Here is a 19,552-nt window from a genome sequence, read left to right on the forward strand (position 1 = left end):
GCGCCGCGGTGATGGCTGGGACAACCGACCAACTTCGGCCTAACGTCACTCCCACGCAAGGGTGATCGTGGGGATTCACCCTCGTCACAGGGGGTCACGCCATGCCAGCGTCGCGGTTGAACCGGTTTCTCGCCCTCGCCATCGCGGCCGCGTGCGCAGTCGGCGGCGCCGTCGCTGCGGCACCGTTGGGCACCGGCACCGCCGCGGCCGAACCCTTCACGATGAACGGGATCCCGCCGGAGATACCGCGCGCCATCGACGGTGCCGTCCCGGCGCCGCCATACCCCCACCTGCGCGCCATCCCGCAACGCGCGGAGATCCCCGGCGCGAGTCACCGACTGCAGGAACTGCGCGAGGCGATCCTCCCGTCGCCCACCGGCGACATCTTCTTCGACCGATGGGCTCCCGACCTCGACCGGAAGCGACCCGGCCAGCTCCTCGCCACCCGCGACGTCACCTCGACCGCCGCCCCGCTGGTCACCGTGCCCATCGAGCGGGCAACGCAGATCAAGTTCGCCACCCGCGACGCCGTCGGCCGTCCATCCTTCGGCACCGCCACCGTGCTGGTACCCCGTGCCGCGTGGCGTGGCCGAGGCCCGCGCCCGATCCTGGTGAACAACCTGCCCATCGACTCCCTCGGCGCAGCGTGCACCGCCGGCTACACACTCGCCACTGGCGGTGGAATAGCTTCCGGTGTCACCGATTTCATCCCGCCGGGTACGCAGCTCGGACTCTTCCGTGGGTACACGCTGATCGTCCCCGACCATCAGGGCCCGCGGATGGCCTATGCCGAACCGGTCACCGCAGGCCACATCGTGCTGGATTCGGTGCGTGCGGCAGCGCATCTCGACCCTGCCCGGTTCGGGCACAGTCGCGTCGCGATGACCGGCTATTCGGGCGGCGCCATCGCGACCAACGGTGCCGCGAAACTTCTCGGCTCCTACGCACCCGATCTCGTCGGACGGTTCGTCGGCGCGGCGCTCGGCGGTGTGCCTGCGGACTTCCGGATGCTGCTGGGCAGCATGAACGCCAACCTGGCGACCGGCCTCCTCCACGCGGCGGCGTTCGGGATCGCACGTGAGCGGCCGGAGATCCTGCCGCTCGCCAACCACGCCGCGCAGTGGATCGCCACCTCGCCGCTGAAAAATGTGTGCGTCATCCCGGAGGCGCTGGCCGGCGGGACGTTCCTGCCGATGCAGGTGCTGTCCAACGACCCCGATCCGTTCCACTCCCCGGTGGCCGAGCGGATCTACCGGATCACCATGATGGCCGACCGCAAAGCCGAGGTTCCGCTGTACATCTATCAGGGCACCCAGGAGTTCTGGATTCCGGCCGCGGGTGCGCGCCACCTCTTCCTCGGGCAGTGCGGCCTCGGCGCCAACGCCACCTACCGAGAGGTCTTCGGCGAGCACGTCATTGCCGCACTGCTCGGGTTTCTGCCTGCCTTCGATTGGCTCGACGCCCGGCTACGAGGAATCCCGGCAAAGTCCACCTGCCCGCGGTGATCCCGCCGCCGCTAGAGCAAGGGATCGTCAGAAGACCAGTACGCGAACGTTTTCCGCGACGCAGGCGGGCTTGGCCTCACCCTCGATCTCGACGGTGTTGGAGACCACGACATTGACGCCTGCCTTGGTCTCGGTCACCTCGGTGATGACGGCGTTGGCGCGAATCCGCTTGCCGACCACCACCGGGTTCGGGAAGCGCACCTTGTTGAGCCCGTAGTTGATCACCAGCTTGGGTCCGGTGACGGTGAAGATCTGGCCGGCCAACACCGGCAGCAACGACAACGTGAGGTAGCCGTGCGCGATCGGTGCACCGAACGGGCCGTCGGCGGCACGAACGGGATCGACGTGGATCCACTGGTGGTCGCCGGTGGCGTCGGCGAAGGCGTTCACCCGTTCCTGGGTGATCTCCAGCCAGTCGCCGGAGCCGAGGTCCTCGCCGATCGCGGCCGTCAGTTCGGCTACCGACCCGAAGACGCGGGGTGTCGTGGGTTGCGTGCTGGCACTCGATGTATCGCTGGTCACAGTTTCGGTAGTCTACCGTGGCGTCATGAACACTCCTCGTGTCTCACCGGGCGGATTGTCGGAGCTGGGCCCGATCAACTGGATCTTCGCCCGCGGCGCCGCCCGCGTGATCGGTGTCACCGACGCCCACATCTTCTCCACCCTCGGACGCACCCGCGGGGTGTTCCGGGCCTGGTTGCACTATTCGAGTCGCCTGATGCCTTTTGGTGCGTTGTCGCGCAAGGACACCGAGATGATCATCATCCGGGTCGCCCAGCAGCGTGGCTGCGATTACGAACTCGACCACCACCTGCGACTCGGCGCCCGCGCGGGCATCGACAAGGCGATGGCCGACCGCATCATCGAGGGCCCCGACGCCGGTTGGGGCGATCGCGAACGGGCCATGCTGGTCGCGGCCGACGAACTAGTCGCCACCCGGGACATCTCCGACGACAACTGGGCCGCCCTCGCCCGGCACCTCGACGACCGACGACTGATCGCGTTCACCCTGCTCGTCGGCCAGTACGACTCGCTGGCGACGACGATCACCACCCTGCGGATCGCACGCGACACCCGGAGCTGAACGGCGATGCCGTCACCGGCGCAGCGCGTGATGCAGAATCCGCTCTTCGCGCAGATCTACGAACACCTGTGGCGCCCGACGTTCACGCGCCTGTTCAGCTTCGGCGGTGCCGCCACCGAGGACTACGACCGCGCCCTACGCGCGTATCTGTCCCGGCCGGGTGAGCGGTTGATGCTCGATGTCGCCTGCGGGCCAGGCAATTACACACGACTCATCGCCGACGGTCTGACCGGCGACGGGCGCTGCATCGGCATCGACTACTCGGCCCCGATGCTGGCTCGGGCCGCGGACACCAACCAGGCCGCTCGGGCGCAGTACATCCGGGCCGACGCGCATTCGATACCCTTCCCGGACAGCACTTTCGACATCACCACCTGCCTCGCTGCGCTCTACCTGATCCCTGACCCGCTACCCGTCCTCGACGAGCTCGTGCGAGTGACACGTCCAGGCGGTGAGGTCATCGTGTTCACCTCGGTGGCCACCGAGGCGAGTCGGCTGCCCGGGGTGCGGCAGATCGCCGGACTGTCCGGGTTCCACATCTTCGGCGAGCGCGAGATCGTCGACCGGCTACGGGCCGCGGGTCTGCGATCGGTGGAGCAGACGATCACCGGTCAGGGCCAATACGTGATCGGGATCAAACCGGACACCCCTGGCGTCGGGGTTTAAGGCAGAGTTATCCTTCAAATACCGATAGGTTTGGCTTCCCTCACCTACGGCCGACGCCTGCCGTCCGACCAGGAGGACCGATGTCCACACACCAGACCAATCCCGACGAACTCCCCTTCGCGCAGCGGAAGACCGAGGACGTTCCCGGGCACTGGCTGCTCGCCCGGCTCGGTAAGCGGGTCCTGCGGCCGGGTGGCCTGGAACTGACCGAGCGGATGCTCGACGACGCCACGCTCGCCGGCAGCGACATCCTGGAGATCGCACCTGGCCTCGGCAAGACCGCCCGGTCCATCCTGGAGCGCGGTCCGCGCAGCTATGTGGGCGTCGAGGCCGACACGGCCGCAGCGGCACTGAGCGAACAGGCGATCGACGGTCGGGGCCGAATCATCCCCGGCGATGCCGCCGACACCGGCCTCGACGCCGAGACCGTCGACGTCGTCATCGGCGAGGCCATGCTGACCATGCAGTCGGAGCGCGCGAAGGCCGAGATCGCCGCCGAGGCGTTCCGCGTGCTGCGACCCGGCGGCCGCTATGCGATCCACGAGCTCGCCCTGCATCCCGACACCCTCTCCGACGAGCAGAAGGCCGAGATCCGCACATCGCTGGCCCGCTCGATCAAGGTGAACGCCCGCCCGCTGACCGAGCAGGAGTGGCGCTCGGTGTTGACTGCCGCGGGTTTCGAGATCCAGACCGTGGGCTTCGCCAAGATGGCGCTCCTCGAGCCGCGCCGCGTCCTCGCCGATGAGGGTTTGCGCGGCACGCTCCGGATCGTCGCCAACGTGGTGCGCGATGGTGCGGCCCGGAAACGTGTCCTGGCCATGCGCGCCACCTTCACCAAGTACAAGAAGGAGCTGGCCGCCATCGAGGTCATCGCGACAAAGCCGGCGCAGCCATGAGCGAGACCACCTTCACCACCGTCTCCGGCCTCGATGAACTGGCCGGCGACGGCACGGGCACCCGCCCGAACATCTCGGTACTGGCCCGACTCACCAAGGCGAATGTGATCCGGCTGTCCTTCCGCGCCGGTCAGGTGATGGCCGACCACAAGGCCGGGCGTCCTATCCTGGTGATCGGTCAGCGCGGCGAGATCGACTTCGCCGTCTCCGGCGAGCACATCACAGTGACGCCGGGCACCTCGATTCACGTCGAAGCCGAGGTGAGTCATGCGCTGACCGCCGTGACCGATGCGGTGGTGACCCTCGTCCTACTCGATCCCGGCGCCTAGACGCCGCGATCTGGGACCGGGACATCCCGCACGACAGGAGCAGACGATGCCGACCGCACGCAACCGCGACAACGCGCAGCGCGACAAGGTGTTCGCGCTCCTCGTCGAACGCGGCGACGCCTGCGATGCGCGGACGGTCGCCGACGAACTCGGCATCCATGTGACGACCGCACGGTTTCACCTGACGAATCTCGTCGCCGAGGGGAAGGTCACCACCACCACCCTGCGCACCGCGACTGCCGGGCGGCCCCGGGTGGGCTATCGGGCGACGGCTCCCGCACGCGTGGACGAACTCCTCGGACACCTCCTGGCGCAACTCGGCAGCACCGCCGCCGCCCGCGAACGGGCGGGGGCCGACGCCGGCCGGGTATGGGCTGACACAGTCCCGGCACGGCCGGGCGCGCGGACGCTTCCCGACGGTGACCTTCCGGACCCGATCACGGTCGCCACCGACACCCTCACCGGCCTGGGATTTCAGGTGTCGGACATGATGAGCGCCTTCGGCGTACACGAATTGCGGATCTGTTCATGTCCACTGAAGGGCATCGCCGCCCACCACCCGGAGGTGGCCCGGGGTGTCGCGCGTGGCGTTCTGGAACAGTCCCTGGCCGCGAGTTCCCCCGCACTCGCGTCGCAGTACGCCGTCGATGTCCTGCCCGACCCGCATGGCGAATGTGAGATCACCCTGCGGCTGTCCAAGCTGCCTGCGGGAGCCACTGTGACCGAGGCGATATAAGTCAGTCCTTACTAAGGGTTGCCTCACCGCATTTAGCGGATTAGATTCCTTTTTACATCGTCTGGCGGACGACCTCGACCCGCTCCAGGACCGCCAACACGAAGCACATCCGGACACGCCAAGGAGTTTCACGTGCATCAGATCCGCAGAACCATCGTCGCTTTTGTCGCATTCTGTACCGCCATCGCCGGCGTCGTCGCCCTGGCCGGCACCGCCGACGCCAAGAACTTCCCGGCGAATTTCAAGGTCACCACCGACCGCCCGACCCTCGCCGACCTCGGCGACATCGTCGAGTTCCTGGTCGAGACCCCGGCTTCGGATCAGGCCAAGGCCGCCAACGTCGAGGGCGGCATGAATGCCGTGATCGTCCCCAAGACCGTCTACAGCCTCGGACTGTTCCGGGCGCCGCGCGGCTGGAACGAGGTCACCGGACCGCTGGTCCAGAAGGGCAACAGCGCCACCGCCACCCTCAACAGCGGCTCGGCCGGGCGCCCGACGATCCGGATGACCATCGAATTCAAGAAGCTCGACGGAAACTGGAAGCTCTCGGCCAACTCGCTGTGCCAGGGCGTCAAGACCGTCGGACTCAAGATCTACTGCAACGGGTAGACATCGCCGATGATCGCGGTCGAAGGTCTGTCCGTCCGGCTGGGCGGACAGACCATTCTCGATGAAGTCGACGTGGCGGTGGCACCCGGCGAACTCGTCTATCTGTTGGGGCGCAACGGTGCAGGCAAATCGACACTGTTGCGGACCATCTGCGGCATCACGATGCCGTCATCCGGTTCGGTGACCGTCAACGGCCACCGGCTCTCACGCACGCCCAGCCCGTTAACCGAGATCGGGATGCATCTGGGCACCGACGCACACCACCCTGGACACACGGCTCGACGACATCTGCGTTGGCTGGCCAAGGCGGGGGGCGCTGCCGCCGGCCGCGTCGATGAAGTGCTCGACGAAGTCTCGTTGCGGCATGCGGCATCCCGTCGGGTCGATGATCTCTCCCTCGGGATGCGACAGCGGCTGGGCATCGCCGCGGCACTGCTCGGCGACGCCCCGACGATCATCCTCGACGAACCACTCAACGGCCTCGACATCGACGGAATCCGTTGGATGCGTGGACTTCTGCGCGACCTGGCAAGGCAGGGACGGGCTGTGCTAATCGCCTCGCACATGTTCGACGAGGTGGCCCGCACCGGCGATCGCGTCGTCGTTCTCGATCGCGGACGCGTGGTGGCCGACGCCACCGTCGCGGATTTCCGGGGCGGGCACGAGACGCTGGAGGATGCCTACCTCGCAGCCGCACCGCGCCAGGGCGTGGTCGTCACATGACCGCCTTCGCGCAGTTCCGACGCGCCATCCTCGCCGAGCTGACCCGCGCCGGCGGTCGACGCAGTCTGCTGCTTCTGGGTGCGGTCCCCGGCGCGATCCTGCTGCCGCTGGTGGTGACCGTCGGTATCGCGATCGTGGCCGAGCGGTTCGCCTCGATATCGGGCAGCATCCAGGTCACTTCGGTCGAGACCACGAACTCGATCTACTGGGTGATCACCTTCACCGCGACGGTCTTCGCGGTCATCGCCGCCTACGCACAGGTCACCGCGGAACGCGGGCCGGTCGGCGAAGTCCACCGCTATCTGTACCCGCGTGGTTGGGTAACCGCCCTGGCCCGCTGGGTCGTCTATGGCGCACTCGCAGCCGCCTGCAGCCTCGTTCTGGTGTGCGCGCTACTGCTGATATTGCCCACCGCCTTTCCCGCCGTGTACGCGATGGTCGACATCTCGTCGGACGCCGGGATCCGATTCCTCTGGGCGGTGCCGGCGTATTCGGCACTCGCTGTCGGCATCGGCATCGGTCTGGCGGGCATCGTCGGCCATCCGGCCGGAACCGTCGTCATTTTGCTGGCCTGGATTCATCTGGTGGAGAACGTGATCAGCCTCGTTCCCAACGGCTTCGAGATCCAGCTGTATATGCCCTTCCTGAACGGAACCTACGGCACCGGACAGGAGCTGGCTTTCCTGCCACCGTGGGGCTTTTCGGGTGCGCTGGCCTACATGGGAGCGATCACCATGGCCGTCTTCGTCGTGGGCGTCGGCGCGGCCACATTACGCCGACGCCGCGGGTAACCCCTGCCACCGGCGACGATGGCGGCGGGCGGCGTTTCAGAACGGCGGCGGATTCTGCTGATTCCATCGTTCGACCTCTCGGTTCTTGCGGCGCACCTCACGCTCCCGAAGCGCCGTCAGCCGTCGGCGGGCCGGATGATGTTCGGGTACCGGCGGAACCGCATTCCCGAACAGGTCACGACCGTTGTAGGCATTGCCCAGGAAGATGTGCCCGGTCGGCGAGGTGAACCAGGCCCGCTGGAACTCGTCCTGATAGTCCTGCCAGAAGCCGAATGTCTTGATCCGATGATGAAAGCGACACAACGGCTCCAGGTTTCGTGCATCGGTCGGGCCACCTCGGCCGGGATCTTCATGGTTGAACGGCTCGGAGTGGTCAAGGTCGACGGTCCAGACCGGATTGTTGCAACCCGGGAACGAGCAGCACAGTTCCCCGGACCGAACAAGTGCTTGCAGCCGCCGGTTCGGCGCGTAGGTGCGCCGAGCACGGTCGGCCGCATCCCGATCGGAGAGGGCATCGAAGGCGACATAGGAACGTTTGGCCTCGAACAGCAGGGCTCTTGCAGTCTCGGCGTCGATGACACCCTGACCGTCGAGGAATCCCGGCCGATCGTCGAGCCCGACGAGGGTCGAAAGATTCACCACGATGTGAAAGGTCGGCTGGATCGCGGGCACACCGGGTTCGACGGCGCGTCCACCTGCGCCAGGGTCCGTGTCCGGCGGTGCACAGATGTCCGGCGGTGTGCGCACACATTCGGAACATGTGCAGTCGAGGTGCGTGGACCCGGCGGCGAGCGCGAGGAGGGCGTCGGCCCGGCGTTGGGCCCTGGTACGCGGATCGGCGGCGTGAACCTCGGCGGCCATATGGGCGAGGCGCGCATTGAGGGCCGCGGCGTCGGCGAGCGGCAGCGATCCGCTGACCCGTGATTGCCCGGGGGCGAACCGGTCAGACCCGACGATGATGTTCCGGTCATCTTCGGCACGTTCCCGACGGCGACGCATCGCGCCCGGGTCGAATTCGGCGATGATCGCGTCGACCATGACGGTGAACCGGGTGGTGGACATGGGTGGGCGATCGAAGATGGCTTCAGCCAAGTGCACATCTACGTCGTGAATATGCTCGGCTGACACCAATTCTGTTCGCTTCAAACATATCTCGAAGCGGCGCGCGTCGATCCGCCCGCAGGCGAGGGCATGTCCGGTGAACGCGAGTCGGTATCGCAGACCATCACCGGCGATGATCTTCTGCCGCGCCTGCGCCGGGGTGATGGTCAGGATTGCCCCGACGTCAGCGATGGCCCGCTCGAGACCGTCCGGCCCGAACGCCTCCCGAGCACCAGTACCCGCCCGCGCCCGTGCCACCCGCTCGGCGAGGTCGATCATCGAGGTCGACTCGCACGACTCGCCACGCAACTCGGCAACCTCGGACTGATACTCCTCCTCGCGCTGCTGATGAATCCTGCTGGCAGCCATCAGCATTCGATACTCGGCGGCTGCGGCGAACGACTTGCAGTGCGCCAGTACCTCAACCAGTTCCGCAGCAGTCAGCTCGTCGTCACCACGATGTTCGGTGACCACACTCTCGTCGCACCCGACCTGCATACATCGAACATACAGGCGACTACCGACAACGTGTGGCCGTCGTCACCGCCTGTGGACAACGGCAAATTTGGGCCAGAGCCACCGATCTTCGCGGCCACCGGTGGACATGCATTCTAGAGTTGCAGCCAGGGCGATCGACCGTTCGGCCGGCGCCATGTTGTTGCACAAGGAAAGTGGTGGTCGACAGTGTGTACCCGCGTGATCTGGCCCGACGCCGCCGGCGCCGTCCTGGTCGGTCGAAACATGGACTTCCACAAGGACCTGATGACGAATCTGTGGAAGCAACCCCGCGGCGTACAGCGGGACGACGGGGTCCGCGGCAAGCTGACCTGGACGTCGAAGTACGGCAGCGTCATCGCCGCCGCCTTCGACATCATCTCCGTGGACGGGATCAACGAGGCCGGCCTCGCCGGACATGTCCTGTGGCTGGCCGAATCCACCTATGGCACTTACGACGAGTCGCGGCCCGCTCTCAGCCAGGCCAGTTGGCTGCAGTATTTCCTCGACAACTTCGCGACCGTCGCCGAGGCGGTCGAATGGATCGGCCAGACCGACGTCCAGGTGATCCAGATGGACGATCCCACCGGCGGAAATCCGCCCACCATCCATCTCGCACTCGACGACGCCACCGGCGATTCGGCGATCATCGAGTACATCGACGGCAAGGCGAAGGTCTACCACAGTCGCGACTATCACGTGATGACCAATTCGCCGACCTACGACCGGCAGATCGAACTGCTGACGCGCTGGGAGGGATTGGGCGGTGATCAGCCGCTGCCCGGCGACACCGACGCCGAACATCGCTTTGCCCGCGCCGCCTACTACGCGAGCCGGCTGCCCGCCCCGTCCAGCCCGGTCGACGCGATTGCCGGCATGCTCAGCGTCATCCGCAACGCGGCCCAGCCGTTCCGTATCCCCGATCCCGGTAAACCCGATGCGTCGCAGACGATCTGGCAGACGGTGACGGATCTGACCAACCGCCGGTTCGTGTACGAGTCGACGACCCGCCCGAATATCGTGTGGGTCGACCTCGCCGACCTCGATTTCGCCGAGGGCACCCCGCAGCTGAAGCTCGACCTGTGCGGCAAGTTGTCGCTGGAGGGCGGGATCGCCGGCAATGTCGGCGATCAGTTCGAGGACGACGGCCCGATGACTTTCCTCTCACTGACCATGCTCGAGCAGCTCGCCGCTGCCGGGCAGGCCGCACCAGCCGGCTGAGCATCGCTGCCGAGGATCTACGGCGACCTCACATGTCCCGGTAGTCGCGCACCGACATCCGTGCACCACGGCGCGGTGCCATCCGGCCGGCCATCTCGCACATGCGGATCACCCGATAGCGATGTCCCGCATAGGGTTCGAGTAAGTCGAGCATGCCGTCGTCGTCGACCTTCGCGCCGATCAGGGTGGTGCCGACCAGTGCGGGGATGTGGTAGTCGCCGACGGGGACGGCGTCGGCGTCACCGACCGCCCGCGCCCTCGTCTCGGCCGCCGTCCATGGTCCGATGCCGCGCAGCACGGTCAGCTTGTCGGCGTGGGTTTCGACGTCGAGGGAGGTCGCACCGCGGATGGTGCGCATCCGCACCGGTTCGATGCCACTGCGATGCCACTCCCACACCGGGATGGCCGCCCAGTCGGCGCGCGGTGGCGGCACCCGCATCGACTCCGGCACCGGGCCGGGAGCCGGTTCTCCGTAGCGCCGCAACAGATGTCGCCAGGCACGCCAGGCCTCGGCACCGACCACCTTCTGTTCCAGAATGGCCGGCACCAGTGCCTCCCACACCCGGTCGCTGCGCCCGATCCGCAGGCCCGGCGTCGCGGCCACCAACCGTCTCACCACCTCGTCGCGGATCGGCATCGATGTCGGATCATCCTGTCCGCCAAGCTGACCGGGCGAATGGTCGACGAGCCACGCGGCACCCGAACCCCACGCCCGGATGTCGACGGCCCCATCCCGCACGGCATACGTGACCGTGCCAGGACCGTCGGGAGTGCTGACCGCGCGCCACACCGATCCGTCGCGCCCGTACCGGAAGGCGGGATCACCGCTGCCCCGCCGATGCAGGCCGAGCGTCATCCGCAAGTCCACCGGACCCGGCGGGGTCCAGCGGCGGGCGAGCTCGGTGGTCATCGGTCCCAGGTTAGCGCCGCACACCCATGATCGAGCAGGCGCGCCCGGCTCCGGTTGCGATCGACCGAACAAGACGATGGGCGGCGCCCGGAAAGAATCCGGTCACCGCCCATCCGTCGAACGACTGATCACAAGTTGATCATGTGCCCGATCGCGCCGTGGAACGTTTCTTGCAGTGCTTCCGACAGCGTCGGGTGGGTGTGTACGTTGCGGGCCAGTTCCTTGGCGGTCAGGTCCCACTTGTGGGCGAGGGTCAGCTCGGGCAGCATCTCGGAAACGTTGTCGCCCACCAGGTGTCCGCCGAGCAGTTCGTCGGTGTCGGCGTTGGTGATGAGCTTGACGAAACCGGCGGTCTCGGCCAGGCCCTGCGCCTTGCCGTTCGCGCTGAACGGGAAGGTGGTGGCCTTGACGTTGTAGCCCTCGTCCTTGGCCTGCGCCTCGGTGAGTCCGAAGGAGGCGACCTGCGGCTGACAGAAGGTGGCGCGCGGCATGAAGCGGTAGTCACCCAGCGTCATCGTCTCGGCACCGGCCATGGTCTCGGCGGCGACGACACCCTGCGCCTCGGCGACGTGTGCGAGCTGCAGTTTCGCGGTGACGTCACCGATCGCGTAGATGCCGTCGACGTTGGTGCGCATGTAGTCGTCGATGGCGATGGCACCGCGGTCGGTGAGCTGCACCCCGGTCTTCTCCAGGCCGAAGCCCTCGACGCGCGGGGCGAAGCCCACCGACATGAGGACCTTGTCGACGGTGAGCGAACCGTCGGCGCCCTTGCTGTCCTTGTAGGTGACGGTGACGTCGTTGCCGTTGTCGGTGACGGTCTGCACGCCGGTGGAGGTCAGCACCTTGACACCGAGCTTCTTGTATTCCTTGGCGATGGCCTTGGAGACGTCGACATCCTCGTTGGGCAGCACCCGGTCGAGGAACTCGATGATCGTCACGTCGACGCCGTAGTTGGCGAGGACATAGCCGAACTCCATGCCGATGGCGCCAGCGCCGACGATGACGATCGACTTCGGCAGATCGCGGGTGAGGATCTGGGTCTCGTAGGTGACGACGTTGTCGCTCAATTCGACGCCGGGCAGCAGCTTGACCGTCGATCCGGTGTCGATGATGACGTTGTCGAAGGTGATCTCGCGATCGCCAACCTTGATCGTCTTGGCGTCGGTGAACACACCGTATCCGTCGATCTCGGTGATCTTGTTCTTCTTCATCAGGAAGTGAACACCCTTGACGATGCCCTCGGAGACCTTCCGGCTGCGGTCGAAGGCGGCGCCGAAATCGAAGCTCGCCTCCCCGGAGATGCCGAAGGTCTTCGCCTGATGATTGAAGATGTGTGCGAGCTCAGCGTTGCGCAACAACGCCTTGGACGGGATACATCCGACGTTGAGGCACACACCGCCCCAGTACTTCTCTTCGATGACGGCGGTTTTCATGCCCAGCTGAGCCGACCGGATCGCGGCTACGTACCCACCTGGACCTGCACCCAATACAACTGTTTGAAAGTGTTCAGCCACGACCGCCAGCCTACTTCGCCGACCGGTGTCGCCGCAGTCCGTCCCGCTACCCGCCAGTAGGCCCCCGCCGCGTCCCAAAAGTCGGGGACGAACCACTCTTCCCCGACCTTCCGACTCTTCCCCGATCTACACCCCACGGAAGAACCCAAACCTCGGGGACGAACACTCCTCCCCGACTTTCGGCAGCGGGCCCAGCACTACGCGGATGTCCGGCCGATTCAATCAGTGATTGAATCGCTGATTGAACTGTGGGTACTATGGCGACGTGACCACCACCACACCCTCGTCGACGCGGATGCAGCTGCTCGCCGTCGCCGAACGCCTGTTCCTGGCGGACGGATACGACGCGGTGTCGGTGCGGGCGATCTGCGCGGCCGCCGACGCCAACCCTGCCGCCGTGCACTACCACTTCGGCTCCAAGGAGGGGCTGACGGTAGCCCTGCTCGAGGACCGTCTGGCCCCGCTGTGGGCCGACCCGCTCGCCGGTGTCGAACCGGGCAGCGACTCGATCGCCCACGTCGTCGAGGTGATCATCCGGCCCCTCGTCGAACTGCAGGCCGACCCGCTGGGCCAACTGCACCTGCAGTTGCTCTCGCGATTTGCACTCACCCGCCCGGACGCCGAATGGACCGGCCGCTGGTTCCGGCTCGACGCGTGGTCGCCGATCCTCGCCGCCGCGGTCGGCGACCTCGACGATGAGACCGCCCGCCGACGCTGGGCGCTCGCCTTCGAACTGATCATGGTCCGCGTCGGCCGCGCACGGTCGCCGCTGCGCCCGGCGGCCGTCGCCGCCCTCATCGACTTCGTGACCGCGGGTCTGTCGGCCCCGGTCCACGATTCCCGACCAACAGCCCCCTCAGCCCACAGGAGTAGCCGATGACCAGCCCGCATCAGCCCGCCGACGCCCCGGCAGCCAAAGACCCCTTCGCCCCGACCCGGCTCGGCCCGCTCACACTGCGCAACCGTCTGATCAAATGCGCCACCTTCGAGGGCATGACCCCCGATGCGCTGGTCACCGACGAACTCATCGACTTCCACCGCGAAACCGCGGCGGGCGGCGTCGCGATCAGCACCGTCGCCTACTGCGCGGTCGCGCCCGAGGGCCGCACCGATCGCCACCAGATCTGGCTGCGTGACGAGGCTGCGCCGGGGCTGCGCCGCCTGACCGACGCCATCCACGCCGAAGGCGCGCTGGCCGCCGCACAGATGGGCCATGCCGGCGCGGTCGCCAACTCCGCCTCCAACCGCGCGCGGGCCCTCGGCCCGGGCACGCTACCCAGCGCGGGTGGGGCGCCGACACTCAAGATGAGCGTCGAACAGATCCGGGAGATGGTCCAGAACTTCCGACGGGGCGCACGTATCGCGGTCGACTCCGGCTTCGATGCCCTCGAATTGCATTGTGGCCACAACTATTTGCTGAGTTCGTTCCTGTCACCACTGCTCAACCACCGCCGCGACGAGTACGGCGGCTCCCTCGTCAACCGCTCTCGTTTCGCCCGCGAGGTGGTCGAGGCGGTGCGCGAGGAAGTCGGCACCGACGTGGCGATCTGGGTGAAACTCAACATGTACGACGGGGCGGGACGTTTCGGATTCGGCATCGACGAGGCGTGCGAGGTCGCCCGGATGCTGGAATCCGACGGCCATCTCGACGCCATCGAGCCCACCGCCGGTTCCTCGCTGCTCAACCCGATGTATCTCTTCCACGGCGACGCACCCCGCAAGGAATTCGCCAAGGCCTTCGAGGGGCCGATGCGTCTGGCCATGAAGGCCGGCGGCTGGTTCTTCCTCAAGGAGTACGACTATCACCCCGGCTACCTGCTCCCACTCGCCCGGCAACTTCGGGCTGCGGTCGACCTGCCGCTGATCCTGTTGGGCGGCATCACCGATCGCGACTCGATACAGATGGCGCTCGACGAGGGCTTCGACTTCATGGCGATGGGCCGGGCAGTGCTGCGCGAACCGGATCTCCCCCTGCGCATCCAGGCCGACCCCGCCACCAAGTCGCGCTGCCTGCACTGCAATCTGTGTATGCCGACGATCTACAGCAAGACCCGCTGCCCCATCCGAACCGGCGAGGTCCCCGACCCACTGCCGGCCTGACGCCGACGACGGGGTCGGCCGACCGGACGACGGTTCGGCCAATCCGCCCGACGGCCGACTATCGTGCGTCCGATGAGCTTCTTTCGCCGGCGCACCGATACCCCTCCGGTCGACCCCGCGCAGGCAGCGGCGCCAAGTGTCGACCCGGCGGGCCTGACCCCCGATCAGGTGGCCTGGATCCGGGCCCGCGCCCTGGCGACGCTGACCGAGAACGGCGTCGAGGCGATCGCCGACGACAACGGCGTAGACCTCGTCGCCGACGGTCATCGCATGCCCCTGGACAACGCGCTGGCCAAATGTCGTGCCGCGAACCCCGACGACTGGTCCGCCATCGTCGAACAGCACTTCGGCGCGCTGGCACGTCAGGCAGCACAGCCGGGCGTCGACCAGCTCACCGGCGACCAACTCGCGAGCCAGGTACGGACGCGCCTGGTCCACATCGACGACCTGCGGGTGCCCATCGACCCGTCGACCGTCATCGATATGACGGAGTACGCACTCCCGGTCGCCGACGATCTGGCCGCCGTCCTGTGCATCGACTTTCCCGAGACCGTCACCTACCTCAACAGCGAACGCGCCCGGTCCCTGGACCTCCCCGCCCTGTACACACACGGCCAGGCGAACACCGACGCAGAACCCCTCGACGAGGTCTTCACCACCGACGAGGGACGGATTGCCGTCGGGTACGGCAGCTCACTGTTCGTCGCGTCGAAGGCCCTGAACATGCCCGCGCTGCTGCATCGCATATTCGGCTCCACCGACACTCCACACGGTGTCGTCTTCGCCACCCCCAACCGCAATGAGGTTCTGCTGCACCGGATCTCCGCCGACAACTCGATCACCGCGATCGGCAGTCTGGCAAGCCTCGCGGCGGCGCGATTCGACGGTGCCGTCGGTGCGGTCTCTCCGAATATCTACTTCTGGCATCAGGGCACGTACCTCCGGATCTCGACAGCCGATCCGGTCGAGAAGTCGATCTCCATCACGCCCGGCCCACAGCTCGAGTCGATCCTCGCCGACCTGAGCTGATCCGCCGTCACCCGCCGCTGCGCGTGAACACCCCGTCGTCGACACCCTCCTCCGCGTAGTACTCGATCACCATGCGCCCGCCGACGAAGGTGACCTTCGAGACCGACCCGACTTCGGCGTTCTCGTCGCGAAGGGTGAACGTATAGGTGTTGCCATCCCAGTGCGTCAGCTCGCGCACCACCGAACCGCCGGGTCCCATGAGCAGCTGTACCCGTTCTCCCGCCACCCGCACGTCGGCCGGTCCGTAGAGCGGGTTCTGGTAGGTGCCGGTGATCTGCGAAGTCGACGGTGCCGGTGCGGGATTCGCCGGCCGGGGCTTGCCGACGAGGCTGCCCGACGGTTCGGACATCTCCGCGAATGCCCCGGCGTACAGGGTGCGCCAGTCATGCCTGATCTCGCCGAACTGGACGAGATCGGCGAACTCGGCGCTCAGTGTCTCGACGGCACCGATCGGCGCCGCGTTGGACAGGACGACGATGGCGACGTCCGCGGACGGCAGCACCAGGAAATTCGTCGCCGCACCCATCGAGAACGCACCGGAATGGCTGAACTGGGTGCGTCCCGCCTCGGTCGTACTGACATTGAACCCGTATCCGTAGTATCCCGACCGCGCGTCGGGAGATGCGGACGGCATGGACACGATCTGCGGGGTGATCGCCGGCAGCAACACCTCCGGTGCGATGATCTCGCGACCATTCGACTTCCCCTGGGCCAGCAGCATCTTCATCCACGACGTCAGATCGTTCACCGACGACGAGACACCACCCGCCGGGGACTGCGCATCGGGTTGGCGCTGTGCGGGCGTCTTGACCCACTTGCCGTCGACCCGCACATGCCCGACGACCCGATCGTCGCGGGTCTCGAAATCGGCGAATCGTGAGCTGGTGCGCAACATCCCGAGCGGCCGATAGATCAGTTCCTCGGACAGCTGCGCCCAGTCCGTGCGGGTGCGCCGGGCGATCGCCTCCGCGCCGGCCGTCACCCCGAAGTTGGTGTAGTCGTAAGTGATCCGGAACGGTTGCAGGGGAAAGTACCGCAGTCTTTGGAGGATCGTCGCCTGCGGGTAGCCAAGGTCTTCGATCTTGTCGCCCGCATGGTCGGGCAGCCCGGAGCGGTGCGCGTACATGTCGGCGACGGTGACGGCGCGGGTGACCGATGGGTCGGCCAGCGCGAACGCGGGCAGCCCCTCGGTGACCGGCATATCCCACGTGAGCGCGGGGTCGGCAGCGCGACGATCCGTGATGGCGGCCCCGATCACGGTGGCGCCCACCGGCTTCGACATCGAGGCCAGCGGGAACACGGTGTTCGCGTCGACCTTCGCCCCGGTCGTCACATCCGCGACACCGAATCCCTTGGCGTATACGGTCTGTCCGCCGTGCACCACCGCGACCGCCAGCCCGGGGATCCCGGTCTCGGTGAGCAGCGAGGACGCCAGACCGTCGAGTTTGCCGACCGCGTCGGTGACGGCATCCGACGGCAGCGGCACCCCGGCTTGCAGATTGGGGTTCTCCGGCGCACCGGAGGCCGGTGCTGCGGAACTCGCACCGGGCTCCGAGGACCCGGAGTCGCAGGCCGCCACCAGCCCGACGACGGTGACGACCGCACAGGCGGTCACCCCCATTCGGGACCATCGACAGGCGGGACCGGACTGGTTCGGGCGATGACGGCGGACCGAGCGGATACCGACCATGTCAACCTCTGCTTCCGGGTCAACCTCTGTTTCCTGGCCCCACCTGGCCGGTTACGCTACCCGCGTAACCGCCCGCTCACACCGGTTTCGGCGGCGTCGGTAGGTTTGGATCATGACCGACACCGCAGCGCAGCCCGACGATCCGTACCTCTGGCTCGAAGACGTCACCGGCGACGAAGCGCTGGAGTGGGTGCGCGAACACAACGCCCCGACCGTCGACCGGCTGACCGACTCACCCCGATTCGGCGAGTTGGAGAGCGCTGCGCTGGAGGTACTCGACACCGATGACCGCATCCCCTATGTCCGGCGTCGCGGCGAGTTCCTGTACAACTTCTGGCGCGACGCGCAGCATACGCGCGGATTGTGGCGACGCACCACGCTGGAGTCCTATCTGACCGACACCCCGGAATGGGACGTGCTGATCGACGTCGACGCGCTCGCCGCCGCCGAGGACGAGAACTGGGTGTGGAAGAGCGCGACCATGGTGCGGCCCGCCTACGACCGTGCGCTCATCTCGCTGTCACGCGGGGGCGCCGACGCTGCGGTGATCCGCGAGTACGACCTCCCCACCGGCACCTGGGTCGACGGAGGTTTCACACTGCCGGAGGCGAAGTCGCGGGTGTCGTGGATCGACCGGGACACCATCTTCGTCGGCACCGATTTCGGCGACGCACCAGACGGCACATCCACCATGACCGCCTCCGGCTATCCGCGAGTGGTCAAACGGTGGTCGCGGGGGCAGGATCTGTCGGCGGCGGTGACCGTGTTCACCGGGGCCGTCGAGGACGTGGCGGTCGGCGGCTTCCACGACTCGACCCCCGGCTACGAACGCGACTTCGTCAGCCGATCCACCGACTTCTTCAACTCGCTGCTCTTCGAGGTGCGCGACGGCAGCCATCTACTGATCGACGTACCGACGGATGCGCACGCCGGAGTGCACCACGACTGGCTGTTCGTCCTGACCCGCTCGGAGTGGGCGCTGCCGGACGCCACGCACCCGGCCGGCGCCCTGCTGGTCTTCGACTATCCGGCCTACCTCGACGGCGACCGCACGCACACCACGCTGTTCACCCCCGATGCCCACACCAGTCTGCAGGACTACAGCTTCACCCGCTCCCACCTGATCCTGACCACCCTGCGCGATGTGCACACCGAGATCTCGGTGCGCACCGTCGGCGACTGGTCCGCAGTGGAACAGCCCGGACTGCCCACCCTCGCCACCGTCTCCGTACTCGACACCAGCCCCGACGACGGCGATGAGGTCTTCTGGGCGGCAACATCTTTCACCGAGCCGCCCAGTCTGCTCCACGGCGACAGCGGCGTCGATGCCACCACCATCAAGTCGACCCCCGCCTACTTCGACGCCGAGCAGGTGATCGCCGAGCAACACTTCACCGACTCCGACGACGGCACCGCCATCCCCTACTTCGTGATCCGCCGCATCGACGTGACGACCGGGCCGACATTGCTCTACGGCTACGGCGGATTCGAGAACTCGCTGACCCCGAGCTATCTGTCGATCTCCGGCCGCAACTGGATCATGCGGGGCGGCGTCTATGTCATCGCCAACATCCGAGGCGGCGGCGAGTACGGTCCGTCCTGGCATACCCAGGCACAGAAGGCCGGCCGCCACAAGGTGTACGAGGACTTCGCAGCCGTTGCTCGAGCACTGGTGTCCTCCGGCCTGACCACTCCACAACAGCTTGCCGCACAAGGAGGTTCCAACGGCGGCCTACTGATGGGGGTGATGCTCACCCGCTATCCCGAACTATTCGGCGCACTCGTCTGTCAGGTGCCGCTGATCGACATGCGCCGGTATCACCTGCTGCTCGCCGGGGCCTCGTGGATGGCCGAATACGGTGACCCCGACGATCCGGAACAGTGGTCCTATATGGCGCCATTCTCGCCGTATCAGAACGTCCGGGCCGACGCCGACTACCCGTCGATCCTGGTCACCACCTCGACCCGCGACGACCGGGTCCATCCTGGCCATGCCCGCAAACTCGTTGCCCGACTGGAGGAGACCGGACACCGCGTCGACTATTACGAGAACATCGAGGGTGGCCACGGCGGGGCCGCCGACAACAAGCAGGCCGCCTTCAAGTCGGCGCTGGCCTACGAATTCCTGTGGGAGACGGTCGGTTCGGTCTGAT

General features: G+C 66.9%; 19 protein-coding genes. 14 read left to right on the forward strand and 5 right to left on the reverse strand.

Annotation, left to right across the window (positions count from 1 at the left end; all coding sequences use genetic code 11):
* The first annotated feature begins 101 nt into the window (after positions 1-101).
* Entirely contained in the window at positions 102-1,505 is a 1,404-nt protein-coding gene (locus QSJ18_RS09280) for a lipase family protein (protein WP_462476029.1), read from the forward strand.
* Between the two features lie 27 nt (positions 1,506-1,532).
* Here QSJ18_RS09280 and QSJ18_RS09285 read toward each other — a convergent pair whose 3' ends face one another.
* Positions 1,533-2,027, reverse strand: a complete 495-nt coding sequence (locus QSJ18_RS09285; protein ID WP_286326100.1) for a MaoC family dehydratase — start codon at positions 2,025-2,027, stop codon at positions 1,533-1,535.
* Between the two features lie 25 nt (positions 2,028-2,052).
* Here QSJ18_RS09285 and QSJ18_RS09290 point away from each other — a divergent pair, with 25 nt between their 5' ends.
* The 8 genes from QSJ18_RS09290 to QSJ18_RS09325 all read left to right on the forward strand — a co-directional run bounded on the left by QSJ18_RS09290 (position 2,053) and on the right by QSJ18_RS09325 (position 7,339).
* The gene (locus tag QSJ18_RS09290; RefSeq protein WP_286326101.1) at positions 2,053-2,589 is read left to right on the forward strand and encodes a carboxymuconolactone decarboxylase family protein; all 537 of its coding nucleotides are present in this window, start codon (positions 2,053-2,055) and stop codon (positions 2,587-2,589) included.
* A 6-nt stretch (positions 2,590-2,595) separates the two neighbouring features.
* Complete coding sequence (locus tag QSJ18_RS09295) at positions 2,596-3,255, forward strand: class I SAM-dependent methyltransferase (RefSeq protein ID WP_286326102.1); 660 nt, start codon at positions 2,596-2,598, stop codon at positions 3,253-3,255.
* A gap of 80 nt (positions 3,256-3,335) precedes the next feature.
* Positions 3,336-4,151, forward strand: a complete 816-nt coding sequence (locus QSJ18_RS09300; protein ID WP_286326103.1) for a class I SAM-dependent methyltransferase — start codon at positions 3,336-3,338, stop codon at positions 4,149-4,151.
* On the forward strand, positions 4,148-4,480 hold the full coding sequence (locus QSJ18_RS09305) for a cupin domain-containing protein (RefSeq protein ID WP_286326104.1): 333 nt from the start codon (positions 4,148-4,150) through the stop codon (positions 4,478-4,480). The genes QSJ18_RS09300 and QSJ18_RS09305 overlap by 4 nt, the downstream gene beginning before the upstream one ends.
* Before the next feature lie 46 nt (positions 4,481-4,526).
* Complete coding sequence (locus tag QSJ18_RS09310; protein WP_286326105.1) at positions 4,527-5,216, forward strand: helix-turn-helix domain-containing protein; 690 nt, start codon at positions 4,527-4,529, stop codon at positions 5,214-5,216.
* 132 nt (positions 5,217-5,348) lie between these two features.
* Positions 5,349-5,825, forward strand: coding sequence for a hypothetical protein (locus tag QSJ18_RS09315; RefSeq protein ID WP_286326106.1), 477 nt, complete (start codon positions 5,349-5,351; stop codon positions 5,823-5,825).
* A 9-nt stretch (positions 5,826-5,834) separates the two neighbouring features.
* On the forward strand, positions 5,835-6,548 hold the full coding sequence (locus QSJ18_RS09320; RefSeq protein ID WP_286326107.1) for an ABC transporter ATP-binding protein: 714 nt from the start codon (positions 5,835-5,837) through the stop codon (positions 6,546-6,548).
* The gene (locus tag QSJ18_RS09325; RefSeq protein ID WP_286326108.1) at positions 6,545-7,339 is read left to right on the forward strand and encodes an ABC transporter permease; all 795 of its coding nucleotides are present in this window, start codon (positions 6,545-6,547) and stop codon (positions 7,337-7,339) included. The genes QSJ18_RS09320 and QSJ18_RS09325 overlap by 4 nt, the downstream gene beginning before the upstream one ends.
* Before the next feature lie 36 nt (positions 7,340-7,375).
* On the opposite strand, the gene QSJ18_RS09330 is transcribed toward QSJ18_RS09325, so the two are convergent.
* Entirely contained in the window at positions 7,376-8,938 is a 1,563-nt protein-coding gene (locus QSJ18_RS09330; RefSeq protein ID WP_286326109.1) for an HNH endonuclease signature motif containing protein, read from the reverse strand.
* 186 nt (positions 8,939-9,124) lie between these two features.
* Here QSJ18_RS09330 and QSJ18_RS09335 point away from each other — a divergent pair, with 186 nt between their 5' ends.
* Positions 9,125-10,156 carry a linear amide C-N hydrolase gene (locus QSJ18_RS09335; RefSeq protein WP_286326110.1) on the forward strand — a complete coding sequence of 344 codons (1,032 nt, stop codon included), beginning with the start codon at positions 9,125-9,127 and terminating at the stop codon, positions 10,154-10,156.
* A 28-nt stretch (positions 10,157-10,184) separates the two neighbouring features.
* Here QSJ18_RS09335 and QSJ18_RS09340 read toward each other — a convergent pair whose 3' ends face one another.
* Positions 10,185-11,066 (reverse strand): DNA-3-methyladenine glycosylase family protein, encoded by an 882-nt coding sequence (locus QSJ18_RS09340; RefSeq protein ID WP_286326111.1) that lies wholly within the window; start codon positions 11,064-11,066, stop codon positions 10,185-10,187.
* Between the two features lie 128 nt (positions 11,067-11,194).
* Complete coding sequence (gene lpdA / locus QSJ18_RS09345; protein WP_286326113.1) at positions 11,195-12,580, reverse strand: dihydrolipoyl dehydrogenase; 1,386 nt, start codon at positions 12,578-12,580, stop codon at positions 11,195-11,197.
* Between the two features lie 295 nt (positions 12,581-12,875).
* Between lpdA and QSJ18_RS09350 the strand changes: the two genes are divergently transcribed.
* From QSJ18_RS09350 to QSJ18_RS09360, 3 genes are all read left to right on the forward strand, one after another.
* Complete coding sequence (locus tag QSJ18_RS09350; protein WP_286326180.1) at positions 12,876-13,460, forward strand: TetR/AcrR family transcriptional regulator; 585 nt, start codon at positions 12,876-12,878, stop codon at positions 13,458-13,460.
* Positions 13,457-14,680 (forward strand): NADH:flavin oxidoreductase, encoded by a 1,224-nt coding sequence (locus tag QSJ18_RS09355; protein WP_286326114.1) that lies wholly within the window; start codon positions 13,457-13,459, stop codon positions 14,678-14,680. The genes QSJ18_RS09350 and QSJ18_RS09355 overlap by 4 nt, the downstream gene beginning before the upstream one ends.
* A gap of 72 nt (positions 14,681-14,752) precedes the next feature.
* Entirely contained in the window at positions 14,753-15,709 is a 957-nt protein-coding gene (locus QSJ18_RS09360; RefSeq protein WP_286326115.1) for a hypothetical protein, read from the forward strand.
* A 7-nt stretch (positions 15,710-15,716) separates the two neighbouring features.
* On the opposite strand, the gene QSJ18_RS09365 is transcribed toward QSJ18_RS09360, so the two are convergent.
* Entirely contained in the window at positions 15,717-17,330 is a 1,614-nt protein-coding gene (locus QSJ18_RS09365) for a serine hydrolase (RefSeq protein ID WP_286326116.1), read from the reverse strand.
* A 181-nt stretch (positions 17,331-17,511) separates the two neighbouring features.
* On the opposite strand from QSJ18_RS09365, the gene QSJ18_RS09370 reads away from it, so the two are divergent.
* Complete coding sequence (locus QSJ18_RS09370; protein ID WP_286326117.1) at positions 17,512-19,551, forward strand: prolyl oligopeptidase family serine peptidase; 2,040 nt, start codon at positions 17,512-17,514, stop codon at positions 19,549-19,551.
* The last annotated feature ends 1 nt before the right edge of the window (position 19,552 follow it).

The sequence above is a fragment of the Gordonia heveisoli genome, assembly GCF_030315745.1.
GTDB lineage: Bacteria > Actinomycetota > Actinomycetes > Mycobacteriales > Mycobacteriaceae > Gordonia.